Raw genomic sequence first — 18,898 nt, forward strand, 5'->3', positions numbered from 1 at the left:
TAAATAGATTAGTCCACAATGTTCACAATGTCCTCACCAAACAATGATTGGGCTTGCTTCACAATTTCTGGTGTATCATTTGTGACTGCTATTGTATCATCTTGATCAACAGTTACCGCTTCAACGTTAGCTTTTACAACTGGTATATCATTTAATTTGACGGTAATTTTCTCACCAGTACGTAAAAGCGACACATAAGCAGCGCGATCAGTTTTCCACTCGTCTTTAGAAATCAACACGAGAGAAAAGGGCAAGTTATGTTCAGATAATTGTTGCACTAGCTGGACTTGTAGTTCAGAATCCTGCAAGGCTTCGGCAAGTAAGGCAGGGTAATCAAATGCTAACACAATTGCCTCGTCACTGGCCGCTACTGGCTTCGCAATAGTCAAAAAAGCCTGCTTGGCTACATCAAACTGTTGCTTTAGTTCTGGCCAAAGTTGCGTAGCTTTAGTCAGTGTCTCACGTCTTGCTACGCTCAAAACGGCAAATACTGCTTCCTGTCCGGTACGTGCACTTAGTTTGTTGATCTCGGATTTCGCCTGTGAAATTGGTTCTGAATTGACATCTGAAGTTTGTTGTTGAACCGCTGTTTGTTGCGGTTGCTGTATAGCACTGTGCGTATTGTTATTTGTGGTGGGTGTATTTGATATTAAAGGCGCCTCCGTTGGCGCTTGAATATCATCATCGACTATTGGTGTTGCAACAGATGGTTGTGATTTCGATAAGTTTTTAGGCGTTACTGGGGACTGTGATTGTTTTACGTCAGAAGATGACAGTATTTCTGAACCAGCTAAGCTAAGTTTAACGGTTAAGAGTTCGAGGTAGACATCACTCTGCATGGTCTGCAATAACGCTTTTTGAGTTTCATCAAGTTCAAGCATCATAATTTGGATGCGTTTTTGCCCTATTTTTTGATTTAACTTGTTTAGTTCCTCAACTGAAGCTGTTGTTTTAATCAAATTGGGTGCAATTGGTGCCAACATCACGTCGCGTAAAAGGCCTATCATATCAGCCACAAAACGCTGTGCATCTTTGCCGTCTAGTAATATAGTATGCAGTGTCTGCAATGCATTTCTGGTATCGCCATCACTAACCTGTCCAAAAAACATTAGTAAGGCTTCTGTTGTGGTTGCCCCCGTAACTTGCAAAGCATCATCAATCGTAACTTTATCACTACCGTACGCAATCACTTGATCCAAAATCGACAAGGCATCACGCATTCCACCTTCGGCCGCATTTGCAATAACACGTAACGCATCTTGATCATAGGCTACTGATTGTTTGTCAAGTATCGCTGCCATACGCGTTTTGATTGTGACGTCATCAATCCGTTTGAAATCGAAACGCTGTGTTCTTGAGAGAATCGTAGCTGGAATTTTTTGTGGCTCTGTTGTTGCAAGAATAAATTTAACATTAGCGGGCGGTTCTTCAAGTGTCTTTAGCAGCGCATTAAATGCACCGGTTGACAACATATGCACCTCATCAATAATATAAATCTTGTATTGTGCTTCAATTGGCGCGTAATTTGCGCTATCACGGATATTACGGATTTCATCGACGCCATTATTAGAAGCAGCGTCAATTTCAATGATATCCGGAATCTGTGTTTCGTCAGTATCTGGTGAGATACCATTCACTTCACGAGCAAAAATCTTGGCTGCTGACGTTTTGCCGGTTCCTCTTGGGCCACTAAACAAATAAGCATGGCCCGTTTGGTGAGCTTCAATTGCATTTTTTAGTGTTTGTGTGATCACTTCTTGGCCTACCATATCGTCAAATGTACGTGGTCGATAAACACGATATAGTGCCTGATATGCCATGGTAATACCTCCATTATGAACTGCCAAAAGTCATCTGTTATTTAATCGCTTCACAACGACAATCATTATCACAGACTCAGATTTACAAAAAAAGACCGCTACGCGGCCGCCATCATATGTACACAAGCACAACCTCGAACAACCTTAGGGCTGCTACATTCCTGTCCTGACCCGGTTCGGGAGCCGACGCTTGCCTGCCTATCTATTATATCTAAAAAAAGAACTTTACGCAAACACTCTTGCCATTTTACGCGCAATTTTTTCCTGCCACTTAAAATAGGTCAGATATGCTTTGGGAATTGCGTATTCATCAACAGCCGCAAAGTCGTCCACTAGTGAGACAATCCAACTTTCACGATATTTGGGCAGTGCAATTGTTGCGCCAAACATGTGCTTCACAATAATATCTTCTTCTTTAGGACTGATTGTAGTAATTTTACGCGCATTTTTTAAGGCGATGCGAGGATGAACATAGGCATGAGATCCTTCCGCAAATTTAGTGACACGCCAATCATAATAAAACATGTCATGCAATAAACCAGCTCTGGCAGTAGCAACTTCATCCGCACCAATCTTTTTGGCGATTAAGTATGAGTGATATGATACTGAAATTGAATGTTGTAAGCGATTTGAGAAGTGATGTTGTGGGTAGAGTGCCAATTTTTGGACTTCATCATGTGCCAATAAATCATCAACAATTTTTAAATACGCTGTATCATGTCGCCATGCATTAGGGTTTTGCATTCATTTACCTCTTTATTATCTACTAGAAACAATTATAATCTATTTTCAAAAAAAATGCTGACATTTAACTTTGCAAATTATTTACAAAAAGATTGTGATACTGTAATCAAGTGACTAATTTTGCTTTCTTTTGGCACGAATATCAGCAAAAAACTGTTGCAATATTTTGGTTGATTCTTCAGCACGAACACCAGCTTGGACAGCAACGCGATGATTAAGCCGTTCATCCTCTAAAAGCTGATAAAGCGATTGCGTTCCACCACCTTTTGCATCTTGCGCACCATAATAAACCGCTGGCACACGTGCATTGATTATTGCACCAGCACACATAATACAGGGCTCTAGCGTAACAAATAATGCAGTGTCTTCAAGACGCCATGATTTCAAAGCTTGGTTAGCACGTTCAATAGCGATCAGTTCCGCATGAGCAGTGGCTAATTGATCTCTTTCACGATGATTGTGTGCACGAGCAATAATTTGATTTTCAAATACAATTACCGCACCAATTGGCACTTCACCTTCACTACCTGCTAATTTTGCCTCATTCAAGGCTTCTTGCATGAAATAATCAATTTGTTGTTCACTAAATGTCGGAACTTTCGCCATAAGTGCTCTCCAAGATATAATACCCCTTATTTTTATGAATGACTGACGCATTACCAAACGCCAGCAACATATTTTTTTGCGCTGACGGTGCCCCTTGTTTCTTTTGTAAAACAGCAATTAATTTGCCACCCGGCTGTAAATATTTAATTGCCTCTTGCAGCATTGCTGTTACTACCTGCTTGCCTGCTCGAATCGGTGGGTTTACTAAAATGGCAGCATATTGCTGATCGATATTCTGATAAACATCAGATTGAAATATTTTGGTTAAATTTTCAACGCCATTTTTTTGCGCATTTTGTTTTGCAAGTGCCAGCGCGCGTTCATTAACATCAACCATGTCAACTTTTCGATTGTAAGCTTTGGCAATACTAATGCCAACCGGTCCATATCCCGTACCTAAATCGAGTATTTTCCCAGTAGGGATAGTCGTCTTTGACAATGCATCTAGCATTGTACGAGTCCCAAAATCAACAGTAGATTTGGAAAAAACACCAGAATCGGTTGTAAAATGTAATTGATGTCCTAATAACTCAAAATCAAATTGTTGAAAGTGATGATCCGCGTTAGGATTAGCGGTAAAATACTGTTCGCCTGATGCTTTATCTGTCATCCTGCATTCCCTCCATAAAATCGTTTCAATATGTACAAAAAAAGAAGTACCGAAGCACTTCTTTTAATATGATGAAGAAGATTACTTCAATGTTACTGAAGCGCCTGTTTCTTCCAAGGCTGCCTTCAATGCGTTGGCGTCGTCTTCGTTCAAACCTTCTTTAACGATTGAAGGTGCGTTATCAACTAAGTCCTTAGCTTCTTTCAAGCCCAAACCAGTTGCTTCACGAACTGCCTTGATAACCTTAACCTTAGCAGTACCTGCTGAAGTCAATTCAACATCAAAGTCTGACTTTGCAGCAGCTGCACCGTCACCTGCACCAGCAGCGGCTACTGGAGCTGCTGCTGAAACGTTAAATTCTTCTTCGATAGCTGAAACCAAGTCAGCCAAGTCCAAGATCGTTGCATCTTTCAATGATGCGATAATCGCGTCTTTATCAAAAGCCATGATCAAAATCCTCCGAGATTTATATTTGTTTTATAATGGTTGTTTTAAATTACTCAGCATCCGTTGCTGCTTCTTCGGCAGCTGGTGCTTCTTCAGGTGTTGCTTCAGTAGCACCACCTTCCTCTTCTAATTTGTCAGACACAGCTTTAACAGCATATGCGAATGAACGAATTGAGAATTGGAATTCTGCCATCAACTGACCCAACAAACCTTCACGTGAAGGCAATGAAGCGTACTTGTTAATGTCATCAAGACTAGCGATGTTACCATCAACAACACCACCCTTGATTTGCAATGCTTCGTTTTCATCTGCAAACTTCTTCAAGATACGTGCTGGTGCAACAGCATCATCGTTAGAAAAGGCAACAGCTGAAGGACCGGCAAAAATGTCGTTCAATTCAGCGTAACCAGCTTTTTCAGCTGCACGAGTCAAGATCTTGTTCTTGATTACTTCAAGGACAACACCTTCTTCACGCAATTGGTGACGCAAGTCTGTAGATTGCGCAACTGTCAATCCACGGGCATCAACAACAACTGCTGAAGCGGCATCCTTAAATTGATCAGCAATTTCTTCAACTTTTTGTGCTTTAACTGCAATAGCTTTTTCACTCATGATTATGATTCTCCTTCCTTTAAATTTATTTTGCAAAAGAAATCCCGTGCGCTCAAAGACACACGGGAAAAGGTTTTAAACTTCCTCGGCAGGCTATTAAGATGCAAGCATCACCTGAGTCTTAGGCAAAATGGATTCAATTACTTAATAAATTCTACCAAACGAAGTTGATATTGTCAAATTACAATGAATTAACATCCAACGATACAGCTGGACCAAATGTTGACGAAATTGAAACGTGTTGTACATAAGTACCCTTAACAGCTGCAGGACGAGCCTTCAAAACTGTTTGAGAGATTGACTTAATGTTCTCAGCCAATTTGTCAGCATCAAATGATACACGACCAACTGGAACTGCGACGTTTCCGTCACGATCTGTACGGTATGTTACTTGTCCACCCTTGGCATCTGAAACAGCCTTAGTAACGTCCATTGTAACTGTGCCAGTTTTAGGGTTTGGCATCAATCCCTTAGGTCCCAAAGCACGACCAACACGACCAACTTGAGCCATCATATCTGGTGTTGCAATCGCAACATCAAAGTCTAACCAGCCACCTTGGATACGTTGTACCAAATCTGCAGCACCAACAACGTCAGCGCCTGCTGCTTCAGCTTCTTTAGCTTTGTCACCTTGTGCAAAGACAACAACTGTCTTATCTTTACCAGTTCCGTTTGGCAACACAACAGCACCACGCAATTGTTGGTCTGCTTGACGTGTGTCAACGTTCAACTTGAAAACAACTTCAACAGAAGCGTCGAACTTAGCAAAATCAATTTCTTTTACCAATGAAACAGCATCGTTCAAAGCATAAGCTTTTTCAGCTTCTACCTTTGCTACTGCTGCAACATAATTTTTACCATGCTTTTGAGCCATTATTCTGCGTCCTCCTTGATTGCTGTACCTTCAACAGTCAAGTCAACACCGTCAACAGTAACACCCATTGAACGTGCTGTACCTTCGATCATACGCATAGCGTTTGTGATGTCGTTGGCGTTCAAATCAGCCATCTTGTTTTCAGCAATGGCACGAATTTGATCAAGTGTTACGTTTCCTGCTTTCTTGGTGTTAGGTTCACCTGAACCCTTACCAACGATCTTACGCAATTGATCAGCTGCAGGTGGTGTCTTTGTAACAAATTCGAATGAACGGTCATCAAAAACAGAAATCTCAACTGGAATAATTGATCCAGCTTGATCTGCAGTACGTGCGTTAAATTCCTTAGTGAATTGCGCAATGTTAATACCAGCTTGTCCCAATGCAGGACCAACTGGTGGTGCCGGCGTTGCTTTAGCGGCGGCAATTTGTAGCTTAACTACGTTTACAACTTTTTTAGCCACGATATTTTCCTCCTCGTGTTGTGGTGAAACACAGCTTTAGTGCTGCTCCCACGTATGCCGATGGCATACTAATATATGTTACCAAATATCAAAACGTTTTGCAAGACAATTTTAACGTTCATCCAAGACTGTATCAACATCAGCAAAATCAAGTTCAGTTGGTGTTTCACGTCCAAACACTTCAACTGTGGCTTCCAATGTTTGCTTTTCTTGATCGACAGAAGTGACAACACCTTCCATTCCCGAAAATGGTCCAGCGATAATTTTAACAGTTTGACCAACTGCAACGTCTAAATCAACCTTTTCACGCGTAACCATACCCATTCGTTTCATTAATAGGTCAACTTCTTCAGGCATAAGTGAATTTGGCTTTGAACCAGCACCGTGAGATCCCAAGAAACCAGTTACGCCAGGTGTGTTACGCACAACATACCAAGCTTCATCTGTCATGTTGTCGTCTTGCGGTGTTGCCATCTCGACTAAGACATATCCTGGAAAATCATTTTCAACGGTTTGCTTTGCTTCACCATCTTGAATCGTAGTCACTTCTTGTTCTGGCACTAACACACGAAAAATTTGTTGTGACATGCCCATTGTTTGTGTACGTGATTCCAAGTTTGCTTTGACTTTGTGCTCATAACCAGAATAAGTATGCACAACGAACCATGATTTTTCGATATCTTCTGACATTTTTTACCTCTTTCCAAAATAAAAAGAACCCCCAAAGAGCTCCTGTTGTTAAAGCAATTATAACAAAAAACAACTCACTTTGCTAGTAAGACATTGAAACCTTGTTGTAAAAGCCAATCAACGCCACCTAGAAAAAGTGCAAAAATAATTGATACTGTTATCACAGTAACCGTTTCTTTTGATGTCTGCTCACCTGTAAGCCAAGTGACCTTTTTCATTTCTGCTGCAACGTTTTTAAAGTAGTTAATCATTAGGAAATTCCTTATTTTGTTTGTTGATGCAATGTATGTTTGCCACAATGTTGGCAAAACTTATTGACAGAAAGACGCTCGGTGCGATCTTTCGATAATGTTACCGTGTAATTGCGTGAACCACAAACAGTACACGCCAACGATACTTTTTGACTAGCCATGCGTTAGCCTCCATATTCTCCTAGTATCATACCATTGTTAATTATTTTTTGCTACCCCATACAAAATTAGGTCCATCAGCTGCGCAATTCGTTCACGTTTAGTTTGTTTCGCACCCAGCGTATGAAAGTCGCCAAAAAGCGGGGCCAAACTTGTGATATAAAAAGAACTTGCAGTTCGTGCGTCAATACTTGAACGCAAAGTAATTGTCGCAAAAAATTGGGCGATTGGTGCAACATAGTCTTGACCAAAAATCATCCCCAAAACGCGTTGATGTTTATCGGATAATGATGTAAAACTACTATGGATTAGCGTAAAAACATCACGCGGATGACGTGTCAAAATAGCATCTGTCAAATCAATTAGTTGATCTATTGGTTCTGTATATGTCTTTGCCAAGATTTTTTTCATATCATGATTGACCTGATCACCAACCGTTTTAACTACTTCAACAAATAGCGTTTCTTTATCGCCAAAATGGTGATAAAGAGCAGGCTGACTAATATTTAGGACTTTTGCAATATCACGTGTAGTTGTTTGGTTATAACCTTTGGCCAAAAAAAGAGTTGTCGCTGCATTGATAATTTGTTGGCGCCGGTTTTCACTAGCTGGTATAGACTCTGCCACTGTGTCACCCCCCACTTTTCATTCTTCAATCTAGTTTACACCTGAAACCGACAAAAAAACATTTCCAAATTGTGGAAATGTTTTTAATTAATGATTAAAACACCACAGTGTCAAGTTTAGCTAAACGAGCTTCCGTGTTGGAACGACCTGATAGGTAGGCAGCAACACGAGCATAGTGCATATAACGCTTAGCCGCTTCCGAATCACCACGTTTTTCTTCGATGTTTGCTAATTGTTCACTCAATTCAGGTACCCAGAACAAATCCACACGTTGACGCAAAGCATCTAATGCACCTGACAAAATACTTGCGGCTTCATCATAATCTTTTTCCGCTACCAAGAACTCGGCATAATATTTACGTCCTTGCAAAACACCATGAAACTCCAAATCAGTGGCAGTCAACAAATCAGGTTCTTGTTCGTAAGCCAAGGCGAACTTTTCACGCGCTGTTGCCATATCTCCTTGTAAATAATAGGATGATCCCATTTGATGATAAGCGTAAAATAAGAAGAAATTACTTAAAACCGGTGTTTTTTTATCGGTTGCACGCTCTGTATTATAGATAACTTGCGCATAATTTTGCTTATTATGAAATTCGTCAGCAGCTTTTAGAATATAGTAAGCTTGCAGCGTAGGAGGATTCTGACTCAATGCTTTTTCAAAATCCTTAAATTCATTCAAAGCATCTGTGTTCATGTTTAAAACAACTTGGCTCAATAATTCCTTAGCCTTATTGGTCAAAAAATCACCAGACACGAACTGTGACATATCCAAATTCAAGCGGTCTAGTATCGCCAACAACACATCTGCATTAGGTACACGATTTTGATTTTCGACCAATGAAATTGTTGCTTGAGTGGTAATACCTTCAGCCAACTCAACTTGTGATAAATGCATCTTTTTGCGAGCAGCGCGGATTGCTTTACCGTCAAAATTTTCGTTTTTACCGTTTCTTGCCATTAATTAAACTTCCCTATTTTTTCTTCACCAAGCGCTAAGAATGAATAGCTTAGTGATTCATTACGCTCAAATTCTTCAAAACCGTACTCAATTAACATATCAGCTAACTTTGCATTATTGATGTCTGAATAGTCCCATAAACGCTTAAATAAAGACATATTAGTGAAACCAGGTAGCGTGTTTGGTTCGCCTAAGTAAGGCACATCATTTTCATCCAACAAGAAATCCATTCGTGCTTCACCGCGAAGATTTAAGACCTTAAACGCATCCAAAGCCATTTGTTTTACTTCTTGTGTCACACTGTCAGGTAACTTAGCTGGGATTTCAAATTGAACCGCAGAATTGTCAACAAACTTATTGCTGTAATCGTACCAGCCGTCACCAACACCTTGTTCTGGAACCGTGTGTGCACCAATCTCAGACACCAATAAATCATCGTTTCCGATCACACCAACTTCCAACTCTCTTGGTCCTTTAACAGCCTGTTCAATCAACACCTTATAATCGTATTGGAATGAATCGGCCAATGCCGTCTTCAACTCTTCAGCACTTTTGACACGTGAAATACCAACAGACGAACCTTGATTAGCTGCCTTGACGAAGACAATATCTCCCAATTCAGCTACCACTTGTTCCCATGAAAGATTTTGTGCAGTTTTTGGATCAACTACCATATATTTCGTGTTGCGAATGCCATTAACTGTTAGCAACTCTTTCGTCAATACTTTATCAAAACTTACTGCATGTCCACGTAATGGTGCACCAACATAAGGCTTGTTAAGCATTCGAAAAAGGCCTTGCAAAGTCCCATCTTCACCCAAATTACCGTGAACGACTGGGAAGAAGATATCAAAATCACCAGCTGCACGTAGCGCAGAAATGCGTGCCAAGGGGTCAGTTGCATCAATTTTTGCCATAAACGCATCAACAATTGGCTGTTCATCTTCCAGCGCCAAAATACGTTCTGAACTAGCTGGATCTAAAAAGTAGCCGTTTTGTGCAATAGCGAAAACCGTGATGTCATATTTATTTGTGGCCGTAATAGCATCATAAAAATTCTGAGCCGATCGTTTCGACACATCGTGTTCTGATGAGTTGCCACCAAAAATAAGCGCTACGTGTTTTTTATTCATTTTTCTATCCCCGTTTTTTTATTATATCAAATATAAGTAATATTATGCAAGCATTTACATATTTAAAGCCGTTAATATCACTAACTTAAGTAATTTTTTGTCTCGTTAACGTAATCAGTAATTGCTTTGGGCACATCGCTTGGACTAAGCATGATAATTTCGTGAAAAAACTGTGACCGATTGTAAAACTGTTGCCAACGTGCCTGTGTTTTTGGTGGTGTCTGAGTCACCAAATCTTTACGCCAGTTTTTAAGTGTTAATAACATATAGTCACTATAAAGCGCATGTTGCTTTGCCAGTTTTGACAATACTTCTACCAATCGGCCAGTTTCACCGAATGTCAATGGGTCCGACAATTCCCTAAAGCCAGCCAACATCGCACTCATCAAAAATAATTTATCGGCTCGCATGAGTTGTGGCATCAAAAATATTTCAGCGGCAGCATTGCCAATGTGTGTAAAGGCATGCGCCCAACCATTTTGGCCAATGAAACCACGACCATCACGTTCTAAAGCAGCGTATAAGGCAATCTGATCAATCATATCGTCTAATTGTCCATCTGACAAAAATGGTTGTTTTACGCGATTTGCGTATAGCAACAGTGACAAAATCATGACACTAAACGATCGTCGATAAATGCCATCATTATGCGGCTCCAATATATGACTAAATAATTGCTCGTCCGATGATAAGTACTCAGCTAACCAACGAAGCTGTTCTGGCGCCAGTAAATCATTTTGCACCATGTCACTTAAAAAGAAGAAAGCACCTGTGTCCCTGTACTGAGGCAGTGGATTAGCCAATTGTGCAGTAATGACATGTAAGTCTGTATCGGTAATATGAAAATCAATATGCTGGGTATCTGGGTCTGCTTCAGCTATCAAATCAAGTTGATGTGTATATTCTTGTATTCTTTGTAAGGCATACTCACCATCAACTGGCAATATGACTTCAGTCGCCTGTTTGGGTGGCATTTCGCGCAACGCTTCTGCCATCAAATTGCCTAACGACTGAAAGACATTCCCATCACGTACCTTTTGACGCAACGCCACAAATTCTTGTTTTAATTTTTCGAATTCTGTCATTAGATTGAAAACCCTGTTGATTCAGTAAAAGTTGTATTTTTCTTTTGATAACTAATAGAAAGCACCAGACCAACACCAATTAAATTACCGATTAGTGATGATCCACCTTGAGAAATGAAAGGCAACGGAATACCCGTTAATGGCAACAAGCCAATACTCATACCAATATTTTCAAAAACGTGGAATAATACCAGCATCACAACACCTGTTGCTATGTAGGCGTAAAAAGCACTTTGCGCACGGAAAGTAGCACGAACTAGTAAGTAAATAAGTCCAAAATACAAAGCAATCAAGAGCGCGCCACCGATGAAACCGAAGCTTTCACCAATGACTGAAAAAATCATATCAGACTCTCGCACAGGCACATAAACTTTTAAAGCGCCCCAACCATTACCTGTTAATTGTCCTGACCCAATCGCTTTTAAACTTTGATATGTTTGGTATCCATCACCTGAGGTATCGGTAGCCGGATGCAACCACGTATCAATACGCGCAAATTGATAACTCTGGAACCCCAAAGCCGACAAAATTGCTCGTCCTGCCGTTGAAATAACCAGCGTTAATAAAGTAGTTCCCAAAACAACGCCAGCAATGATAACAGGTGCCAAAATTCGCCATGTCACCCCAGAAACTAACGTTACGCCTCCAAATATTGCAATAAAAACAAGCAATGTTCCCAAATCATTTTGCAAGGCAATCAAAGCCGCTAGAGGCAAAAACACTAACGCCATTTTCCCTAATAAAATCCAATCGCTCTGAACCGCATGCGTTGGATAATCACGATTATGCTGTGCAACTACTCGTGCTAACATCAAAATAAATGCTGGCTTGACTACTTCGGAAGGTTGAAATGATATTGGTCCAAAAACAAACCATGACTTTGCTCCTGTCGCAAGAGCCATCGACCGATTATAAAAAATCAAGACAGCCACCAATAAGAACACACCTAATCCATAGGCAATAGGCGCTAAGCGCCATAGTTGTGATTCATCAAATCGTAGCAAAAAAACAATAATCAAGACACCAATAAACCAAAACCCACCCTGCACGATTACCGCACGTAGTGCAACTCCAGCTGTTGCACCTTGCATATGAGTGGCTGCTTCAAACAAGGCACTCAAGCCAATTATCATAAATAATAGCAATGCTAAAATAATGCCCCAGTCTAATTCTGATCCAGATGTTCGTTTTGAAATTTGTCGTCTTTGCTGCATGATATCTCCAAAATGCTAATCGCCTCTTGTTTAACATTATTTTTGCTTAATGGTAAGAAGGACTATACAATTATTGCACAATTAATATTTTCATCGATTTATGTACAAAAAACGCCGCGAAAAATCACGACGTGCTTTATTTATTGATACAAATTAAAGCTTGCCAGAATCGCTTGTAAAGCCTCATCTTCATCTTTGGCTTGATTAATCACGGCTTGTTTACCGAAATACCCAGCAAATCCCCGCGTCGTTTTCTCAATGTATCCAATTTCTTTATTGTCCACTAATACTTGTGTCCGGCCGTCTGTTTCAACAAGATCGACTCCAAAGCTTTGGTTTTTTTTACTCATTATAAACCTCGATGTCCTGCCTTCATGTGTTCAAGAAGTGCACCCGCACCTTTGGCCACGTTGTCAAGTGGTGAATCCGATACAACAACTGGTACTTCAAGTGCATCAGATAGCAGTTGATCCATACCATGCAACAAAGCACCACCACCAGTCAACATAATGCCCCGATCAATAATATCAGCTGCTAATTCTGGTGGTAACTTAGCCAATACAGAATGAGCTGCCCGTACAATTTGTTGCAGCGTATCATGCAGTGATTCTTCAACTTCGTTTGAGTTAATTGTGATTGTCTTAGGCATGCCTTCAAAGTTATCACGACCACGCACTTCCATGGTTAATGGCTCATCAACTTGTAAGGCAGATCCAATCTGGATTTTAATGGTCTCGGCTGTCCGTTCACCAACAATCAAGTTATGACGACGCTTCAAGAAATTGACAATGTCAAAGTTCATCTTGTCACCAGCCACTCGGATAGACTCAGAAACAACAATATCACCTAGTGACAGTACAGCAATATCAGATGTTCCACCACCCATGTCAATCACCATTGAGCCAATAGGTTTAAAAATATCTAGTCCAGCACCAACAGCCGCTACCTTTGGTTCATACTCCAAATAAACTTTTGCCCCGCCAGCCTTTTCAGCAGCTTGAATGATGGCTTTGCGCTCAATTTCAGTAATGTTAGTTGGCGCACAAATCATAATGTTTGGTTTTGACATGAACCCTTTAACATTTAGCTTGTCAACAAAGTAAGTCAGCATTGCTTCTGTGACGTCAAAATCAGAAATCACACCATCTTTCAAAGGGCGTACCGCACGAATATTACCAGGTGTACGACCCACCATGCGATAAGCCTCTGATCCGACAGCCAATACACGATCAGTTTTGTCATCAACTGCGACAACCGAAGGTTCATTTAAGACGATGCCTTTGCCTTCCACGTAAATCAGAACATTGGCTGTTCCTAAATCAATTCCGATATCTTTTGCCATTTTATTTCTCCAAGATTTTAGCTTTCGTACTGTATTTTTCGTCGTACATAATCCAGTAAATTATACCATAATACCACTTTTTTTGCGGTGGATTCTCTCGTTAATCGGTCATTTCAGAACTGCATCCGGAATTTGTAAGACCCATTGTGTGATTGAGATAAAGAAGCTTGAGAGTAGATAGCCACCAATAATTGCCAGCATGACCTTCAAAAAAGTTGCCTGAACCGGTGTATAAGGCATGAATTTAGCAAAATTAATTGGTCTAATTGCCCAGAAAAAGAAATATATGGTGATTAAAGTTAAACCCAACTCAAAAATCGGACTCATCTTGTTTCTCCTTAAAATGTTTACCTTGACTAAAACGCTGTTTTTCAATTCTGATGTATCTCACAACAAGTTTATATAAAATATAACCAATCACCCCACCAGTAGTATTTGTTACCAAATCATTCGCATCAAATAACCGATTAGAAAGATAGAAAAAAGTGCTGATACCTTGAATAGTTTCAATGATTAGTGACGTCAGAAAAATTTTAGGTAGAATTTTAAAAAAGCCACGCCATTTAGGTAAAACTAAGGGTGCCAACAATCCCAATGGTATAAATAATGAGATATTGGCTAACATTTGATACCAACTAAAAGCCACCCCTTCAGGGTGAAAGACCGAGAGTCGCCAAAACTCATATTGACCCAGACCCCCATATCCTTTAATGACATCAATATATGTGCCAAATGAGGGCCAACGATAAAAAGTCAACGTTAAGAAAGCAACTAGCACAGCGTAAATCGTCAAGACCACTCGTCCCAAGACATTTTGCCAAGTCAACGTCCCTGCAAGTTTGGATTTCACGAGAAAACGTATGAGTAAAATAGCACTTAAAAAAGCTACCACAAGACTTGCATTAACGTTTCGCGCTGTGTATTGTTGATTGTTTAAATAAACAGTGTGCATAACTTAATATTATACCAGTTGTGGTTCAACTTAACCTTATTTTCAAAATAAAAAGAACCGTTTCATCAACGATTCTTTCATTTATTATTCAGCATTTTCACGACGATAATTCATCAAATCATGGGAAATCTCTGCCGTAGCAGCGTAAGCTTTTTTGTAAGCGGCATGTACCTTTTGATACTTCACAACATTGTCTGCGATTGGTTCATAAGTAGCACCAAATGAAATAAAGCTTTTAGCAGCGTCTTGCACTGTGTCAAACCAACCAAGACCTGTTGCTGCAAGCATTGCAGCACCTAATCCAGGTCCTTGCTCGTTACGCAATGTTGTAACCTTTTTACCGAAAATATCAGCTTGAATTTGCAACCACAATGGTGATTTAGCGCCACCACCAATAGCGACCACCGTATCAAAATCAGCGCCTTCGCGATCATAAATATCAAAAATATCCCGGAATGAGAAAATAATACCTTCCAAAACTGAACGCACAAAATCATATTTTTGATGTGTGCCATCAACACCTAAAAATGCGCCACGAACATCACCATCAGGGTGCGGTGTCCGTTCGCCCACAAGATATGGTGTGAAAATCAAACCATTAGCGCCGACAGTTGATTGTTCAGCAGAAGCCACAAAATCACTAAAATCTTCATCTCTTGCAAACGTATTTTTAAACCAAGATAATGAATAACCCGCCGCCAAAGTAACACCCATGGAATAAAATTTATTTGGAATAGCATGATTAAAGAAGTGCAAATCGCCCTTATAGTCAACATTCGCATTGTCTTCATACTTCAACACAACACCTGATGTTCCAATTGACGACATCACCATATTTGGCTCTAAAATACCAGCACCCACAGCACCAGCAGCGTTATCAGCTGCGCCGCCAAAGACTTTGGTGTGTGTATCTAGACCGGAGAAAGTTGCGTATGATTCAGTAATGTTACCCGCATAACCAATCGATTCAATCACTTCTGGGAAGAATGAAGCTGGTAATTCAAAAACTTCTTGAATTGTTTTTGACCACGTCTTTTTTGCAACATCAAAAGCCACTGTACCAGCAGCATCCGAGTACTCCATTTGAAGTTTACCAGTCATGCGATAACGCACATAGTCCTTAGGCAAAACAAAAGTTGTGGCTTGCTTAAATATTTCCGGTTCATTTTCTTTCACCCAGAGGATTTTTGGCAAGGTAAACCCTTCTAAGGCACGATTGCGCGTAATATCAATAAATTCTTGACCAAGTGTATCGTTGATTTCAGCCACTTGTGCTGTCGTACGCGTATCATTCCAAAGAATTGCTGGACGCAACACTTGATTATTGGCATCTAACAAAACCAAGCCGTGCATTTGTCCAGAAAAAGAAATACCATCGATTTCAGAAGGCTTAATGCCATCTTTTAAAATCAAATTGACAATGGCAACTGTTGTGCCATTGACCCAATCTTCCGGATTTTGTTCTGCATATCCGGGTTTTGGATATGAAAGTGGATAATCAAAACTTTGTTGCGCAACGATGTTACCCGTACGATCAACGGCTGAAACTTTAACCGCAGACGTGCCAAGATCAACACCTAAAACAACTGATGTCATAGTTAATACTCCATTCTTATTTTGTTTGTTGTGATAAAAAGAGCCGGAACACAACGTCCCGACCCTCGTCCGTGCAAATCTTTTTTTGGTGGAACACGGAAAATTTAAATTATGCACCCAATACTGAGAAAATGTAATTATTCAATGTTTGCTTAATTTGTTCTTGACGACCAGATTTCAAAGTTGCGTTGATATCAGCATCTGTCTTGTTTTCAGCATATTCAGCCAAATCCTTCAATGTCAACTTGCCGGCTTCAAAGTCTGCACCAATACCTTCGTCAAATGAAGCATAACGCTCTTTCAAAACATTTTCAATCACTTGGTCTTCAATCAACTTAGCTGCTACTTTCAAACCAGCAGCGTAGATGTCCATACCAGCAATGTGAGCATAGAACAAATCGTCCATTTCAAAGCTTTGGCGACGTGGCTTTGAATCAAAGTTCAAACCACCAGTTGGCAAGCCACCGTTCTTCAAGAATTCGTACATAACCAATGTTGCTTCATAGATGTCGTTAGGGAATTCATCAATATCCCAACCAATCAACTTATCACCCATATTAGCATCAAGTGATCCCAACAAACCAGCTTCACGTGCAAAACGTACTTCATGTTCGTATGTGTGACCAGCCAAATAAGTGTGGTTACCTTCTAAGTTCAACTTGAATGTGTCTTCCAAACCATAAGTCTTCAAGAAAGCAATTGTTGTTTGGGCATCAAAGTCGTATTGATGTTGTGTTGGTTCTTTTGGCTTTGGCTCAATCAAGAATTGGCCTGTGTAGCCAATTTCATTAGCATAATCTTTAGCCAGCTTGAAGAAGGCCGCAATATGATCTAATTCACGCTTTGTATCAGTGTTTAACAAGAAATCGTAACCTTCACGACCGCCCCAGAATACATAACTTTCTGAACCCAAACGCTTAGCAATGTCTAATGAATGCTTGATTTGTCCAGCAGCGTATGCAAATACTTCAGCAAATGGTGATGTTGCGCCACCAGCCAAGAAACGCTTGTTAGTGAACAATGATGCTGTGTTCCAAAGCAACTTCTTGCCAGTTTCTTGCATCTTTTGCTCAATCTTGTCAATTACTTTGTCAAGATTTGCGTTTGTTTCTGCCAAAGTGTTGCCTTCAGGAGCCAAATCACGATCGTGGAATGCAAAGTATTCAACGCCTGTTTTTTCCAAAAATTCAAACATGTAATCAACTTTAGCTAATGCCAAAGCCATTGAACCTTCTTCACCTTCTTTATCCCAAGGACGTGTTGCTGTTCCTTCACCAAATGGATCAACCAAACGTTGGTCCATTGTGTGCCAGTATGCAACTGAGAACTTGAGCCATTCGCTCATCTTCTTACCTGCTACAACTTCATCTGCATTGTAGTAGTGGAAGCCATCTCCAGCTTGCAAAGATTTGTTACCTACGAATTCTACTTTAGGAAAAGAGAATAATTCAGCCATGTCGTTTGTTCCTCCTAGATGATTAAACATCTGCCTTTTAATTGTTTTCGGGTTGGTTGGTTTACACAACCAACTTACATAAATCATTATATAACCTTTCCAAATTCCTTGCAAGCCCTTTCTTATAAATCAAAAAAAAATTTGATTAAATCATCAGTTTATGATATTTTTTTCAAACATTTCCGTATTCATATTGACAGTTTATTAGAAAAAGATTAGTATTAAATTATTATTTATTGGAGGACGTTAAAAATTATGAAATATACAGTTGTAGGTGCGGGTGCAATGGGACTACGTTATGGTATTTTACTGCAAGAAAATGCCGGCGTTTCAGTTGACTATGTTGAGCCAACACAAGCAAGCTTGGATAAAATTCGCCAGCAAGATAACAAAGTTTGGAAATCTCGCGATCACAAAGACCGACATCAAATTAAAATCAACATCTTTTCACCTGAAGAATATGAAGGTGATCCAGATGTTTGGATTTTCTTCATGAAGCAAATGCAATTGCAAGACACACTTGATCGTCTTGCACCAAAGTTTAAACCAGGTCAAACAGCACTTGGTGCAATGAATGGTATGGGACATATCGAAAAACTGCAACACTATTTTGATGACGAACATATTATTGGTGGTACAGCGATGATTGCCACTGTCTTGAATGATTACGGCGACGTTGATTTCATGGGCGCTGAAAGTGCCGGCTCATCAGTTTATGCCAATTTGACAGAAAAGCCATCTGAAGTAATGGATCAGGTTCAAAAAGACTTCCAAGCAGCACATTTGAATCCTTCTTACACTGAAAATTTCATGGGTACTCTTTTGACAAAAGTTTTCTTTAATGCCGTGGAAAACTCAATTGCTACAATGTTCCAATCGCGTATGGGTCAGTTAATGGCCTATGACGGCTTCTTAGAAGGTATTGCTCGACCATTGGTTAACGAGGCTTACGATGCTGCTGAAGCGGCTGGTATTCAACTCATTGAATCACGTGACGACATGGTTAAACAAGTTGATTATGTCTCAAATGTTGCCAATCCCTTACATTTTCCATCTATGTATCAAGATTTTGTCAAAGGTCGCCCAACAGAAGTTGATTATATCAACGGTTGGATTGCGGATTTGGCTGACAAAAATGGTACACAAGCACCTAACCAGCATTTGGTTACCAATTTTGTTCATCTTGCCGAAGCAATGCGTAAATTCACGCCACCAGTCAATAAGTTATCACCAGATTATACTGGCGCATAATTT

General features: G+C 40.1%; 23 protein-coding genes, 1 other RNA gene and 1 other annotated feature. Of the genes, 1 reads left to right on the plus strand and 23 read right to left on the minus strand.

Features of this window, described 5'->3' with window-relative positions; all coding sequences use genetic code 11:
- Positions 1-8: 8 nt before the first annotated feature.
- The 23 genes from dnaX to xylA form a co-directional block, all read right to left on the minus strand.
- Positions 9-1,820: a DNA polymerase III subunit gamma/tau gene (dnaX, locus tag ACI3ES_RS09530; RefSeq protein ID WP_114667231.1), complete on the minus strand. Its 1,812-nt coding sequence runs from the start codon at positions 1,818-1,820 to the stop codon at positions 9-11.
- 113 nt (positions 1,821-1,933) lie between these two features.
- Positions 1,934-2,024: signal recognition particle sRNA small type (gene ffs / locus ACI3ES_RS09535), an RNA gene on the minus strand.
- Between the two features lie 21 nt (positions 2,025-2,045).
- On the minus strand, positions 2,046-2,564 hold the full coding sequence (locus ACI3ES_RS09540) for an HD domain-containing protein (protein WP_004912752.1): 519 nt from the start codon (positions 2,562-2,564) through the stop codon (positions 2,046-2,048).
- 114 nt (positions 2,565-2,678) lie between these two features.
- The gene (gene tadA, locus ACI3ES_RS09545; RefSeq protein ID WP_114667230.1) at positions 2,679-3,170 is read right to left on the minus strand and encodes a tRNA adenosine(34) deaminase TadA; all 492 of its coding nucleotides are present in this window, start codon (positions 3,168-3,170) and stop codon (positions 2,679-2,681) included.
- Entirely contained in the window at positions 3,148-3,780 is a 633-nt protein-coding gene (locus ACI3ES_RS09550; protein WP_114667229.1) for a class I SAM-dependent methyltransferase, read from the minus strand. Before ACI3ES_RS09550 ends, tadA begins: the two co-directional genes overlap by 23 nt.
- An 81-nt stretch (positions 3,781-3,861) precedes the next feature.
- Positions 3,862-4,227 carry a 50S ribosomal protein L7/L12 gene (gene rplL, locus ACI3ES_RS09555; protein WP_114667228.1) on the minus strand — a complete coding sequence of 122 codons (366 nt, stop codon included), beginning with the start codon at positions 4,225-4,227 and terminating at the stop codon, positions 3,862-3,864.
- Between the two features lie 49 nt (positions 4,228-4,276).
- Complete coding sequence (gene rplJ, locus ACI3ES_RS09560) at positions 4,277-4,840, minus strand: 50S ribosomal protein L10 (RefSeq protein ID WP_114667227.1); 564 nt, start codon at positions 4,838-4,840, stop codon at positions 4,277-4,279.
- Positions 4,841-4,867: 27 nt separating this feature from the next.
- Positions 4,868-4,984 (minus strand) — a sequence feature (ribosomal protein L10 leader region).
- Positions 4,985-5,021: 37 nt separating this feature from the next.
- Entirely contained in the window at positions 5,022-5,714 is a 693-nt protein-coding gene (gene rplA / locus ACI3ES_RS09565) for a 50S ribosomal protein L1 (RefSeq protein WP_004912765.1), read from the minus strand.
- The gene (gene rplK / locus ACI3ES_RS09570) at positions 5,714-6,178 is read right to left on the minus strand and encodes a 50S ribosomal protein L11 (protein ID WP_002815940.1); all 465 of its coding nucleotides are present in this window, start codon (positions 6,176-6,178) and stop codon (positions 5,714-5,716) included. The genes rplA and rplK overlap by 1 nt, the downstream gene beginning before the upstream one ends.
- Before the next feature lie 111 nt (positions 6,179-6,289).
- The gene (gene nusG / locus ACI3ES_RS09575; protein ID WP_004912771.1) at positions 6,290-6,868 is read right to left on the minus strand and encodes a transcription termination/antitermination protein NusG; all 579 of its coding nucleotides are present in this window, start codon (positions 6,866-6,868) and stop codon (positions 6,290-6,292) included.
- A 74-nt stretch (positions 6,869-6,942) separates the two neighbouring features.
- Positions 6,943-7,119, minus strand: a complete 177-nt coding sequence (gene secE, locus ACI3ES_RS09580; protein WP_004912775.1) for a preprotein translocase subunit SecE — start codon at positions 7,117-7,119, stop codon at positions 6,943-6,945.
- 11 nt (positions 7,120-7,130) lie between these two features.
- Positions 7,131-7,280, minus strand: coding sequence for a 50S ribosomal protein L33 (rpmG, locus tag ACI3ES_RS09585; protein WP_010279708.1), 150 nt, complete (start codon positions 7,278-7,280; stop codon positions 7,131-7,133).
- A gap of 37 nt (positions 7,281-7,317) precedes the next feature.
- Positions 7,318-7,905: a TetR/AcrR family transcriptional regulator gene (locus ACI3ES_RS09590; RefSeq protein WP_036066807.1), complete on the minus strand. Its 588-nt coding sequence runs from the start codon at positions 7,903-7,905 to the stop codon at positions 7,318-7,320.
- A gap of 94 nt (positions 7,906-7,999) precedes the next feature.
- Entirely contained in the window at positions 8,000-8,866 is an 867-nt protein-coding gene (locus ACI3ES_RS09595) for a helix-turn-helix transcriptional regulator (protein WP_114667226.1), read from the minus strand.
- Positions 8,866-9,999 (minus strand): D-alanine--D-alanine ligase family protein, encoded by a 1,134-nt coding sequence (locus tag ACI3ES_RS09600; protein WP_114667225.1) that lies wholly within the window; start codon positions 9,997-9,999, stop codon positions 8,866-8,868. The genes ACI3ES_RS09595 and ACI3ES_RS09600 overlap by 1 nt, the downstream gene beginning before the upstream one ends.
- An 80-nt stretch (positions 10,000-10,079) precedes the next feature.
- Positions 10,080-11,084 carry a DUF2785 domain-containing protein gene (locus ACI3ES_RS09605; RefSeq protein WP_114667224.1) on the minus strand — a complete coding sequence of 335 codons (1,005 nt, stop codon included), beginning with the start codon at positions 11,082-11,084 and terminating at the stop codon, positions 10,080-10,082.
- A complete protein-coding gene (locus tag ACI3ES_RS09610; RefSeq protein ID WP_114667223.1) occupies positions 11,084-12,298 on the minus strand; it encodes an FtsW/RodA/SpoVE family cell cycle protein in 1,215 nt (404 codons plus the stop codon). Before ACI3ES_RS09610 ends, ACI3ES_RS09605 begins: the two co-directional genes overlap by 1 nt.
- 140 nt (positions 12,299-12,438) lie before the next feature.
- Positions 12,439-12,648, minus strand: coding sequence for a DUF2969 family protein (locus ACI3ES_RS09615; protein WP_080518970.1), 210 nt, complete (start codon positions 12,646-12,648; stop codon positions 12,439-12,441).
- The gene (locus ACI3ES_RS09620) at positions 12,648-13,640 is read right to left on the minus strand and encodes a rod shape-determining protein (protein WP_010279731.1); all 993 of its coding nucleotides are present in this window, start codon (positions 13,638-13,640) and stop codon (positions 12,648-12,650) included. Before ACI3ES_RS09620 ends, ACI3ES_RS09615 begins: the two co-directional genes overlap by 1 nt.
- A 108-nt stretch (positions 13,641-13,748) precedes the next feature.
- Positions 13,749-13,967 carry a DUF1146 domain-containing protein gene (locus ACI3ES_RS09625; protein WP_407631983.1) on the minus strand — a complete coding sequence of 73 codons (219 nt, stop codon included), beginning with the start codon at positions 13,965-13,967 and terminating at the stop codon, positions 13,749-13,751.
- Positions 13,951-14,466 carry a VanZ family protein gene (locus ACI3ES_RS09630; protein WP_242029740.1) on the minus strand — a complete coding sequence of 172 codons (516 nt, stop codon included), beginning with the start codon at positions 14,464-14,466 and terminating at the stop codon, positions 13,951-13,953. Before ACI3ES_RS09630 ends, ACI3ES_RS09625 begins: the two co-directional genes overlap by 17 nt.
- A gap of 210 nt (positions 14,467-14,676) precedes the next feature.
- Complete coding sequence (gene xylB / locus ACI3ES_RS09635; protein ID WP_142511313.1) at positions 14,677-16,188, minus strand: xylulokinase; 1,512 nt, start codon at positions 16,186-16,188, stop codon at positions 14,677-14,679.
- A gap of 109 nt (positions 16,189-16,297) precedes the next feature.
- Positions 16,298-17,644, minus strand: coding sequence for a xylose isomerase (xylA, locus tag ACI3ES_RS09640; protein WP_004912802.1), 1,347 nt, complete (start codon positions 17,642-17,644; stop codon positions 16,298-16,300).
- Positions 17,645-17,899: 255 nt separating this feature from the next.
- On the opposite strand from xylA, the gene ACI3ES_RS09645 reads away from it, so the two are divergent.
- Positions 17,900-18,895, plus strand: a complete 996-nt coding sequence (locus ACI3ES_RS09645; protein ID WP_114667219.1) for a ketopantoate reductase family protein — start codon at positions 17,900-17,902, stop codon at positions 18,893-18,895.
- The last annotated feature ends 3 nt before the right edge of the window (positions 18,896-18,898 follow it).

Origin of the sequence: Leuconostoc falkenbergense (assembly GCF_045801155.1) — a bacterium.
GTDB classification, from domain to species: Bacteria; Bacillota; Bacilli; order Lactobacillales; family Lactobacillaceae; genus Leuconostoc; species Leuconostoc falkenbergense.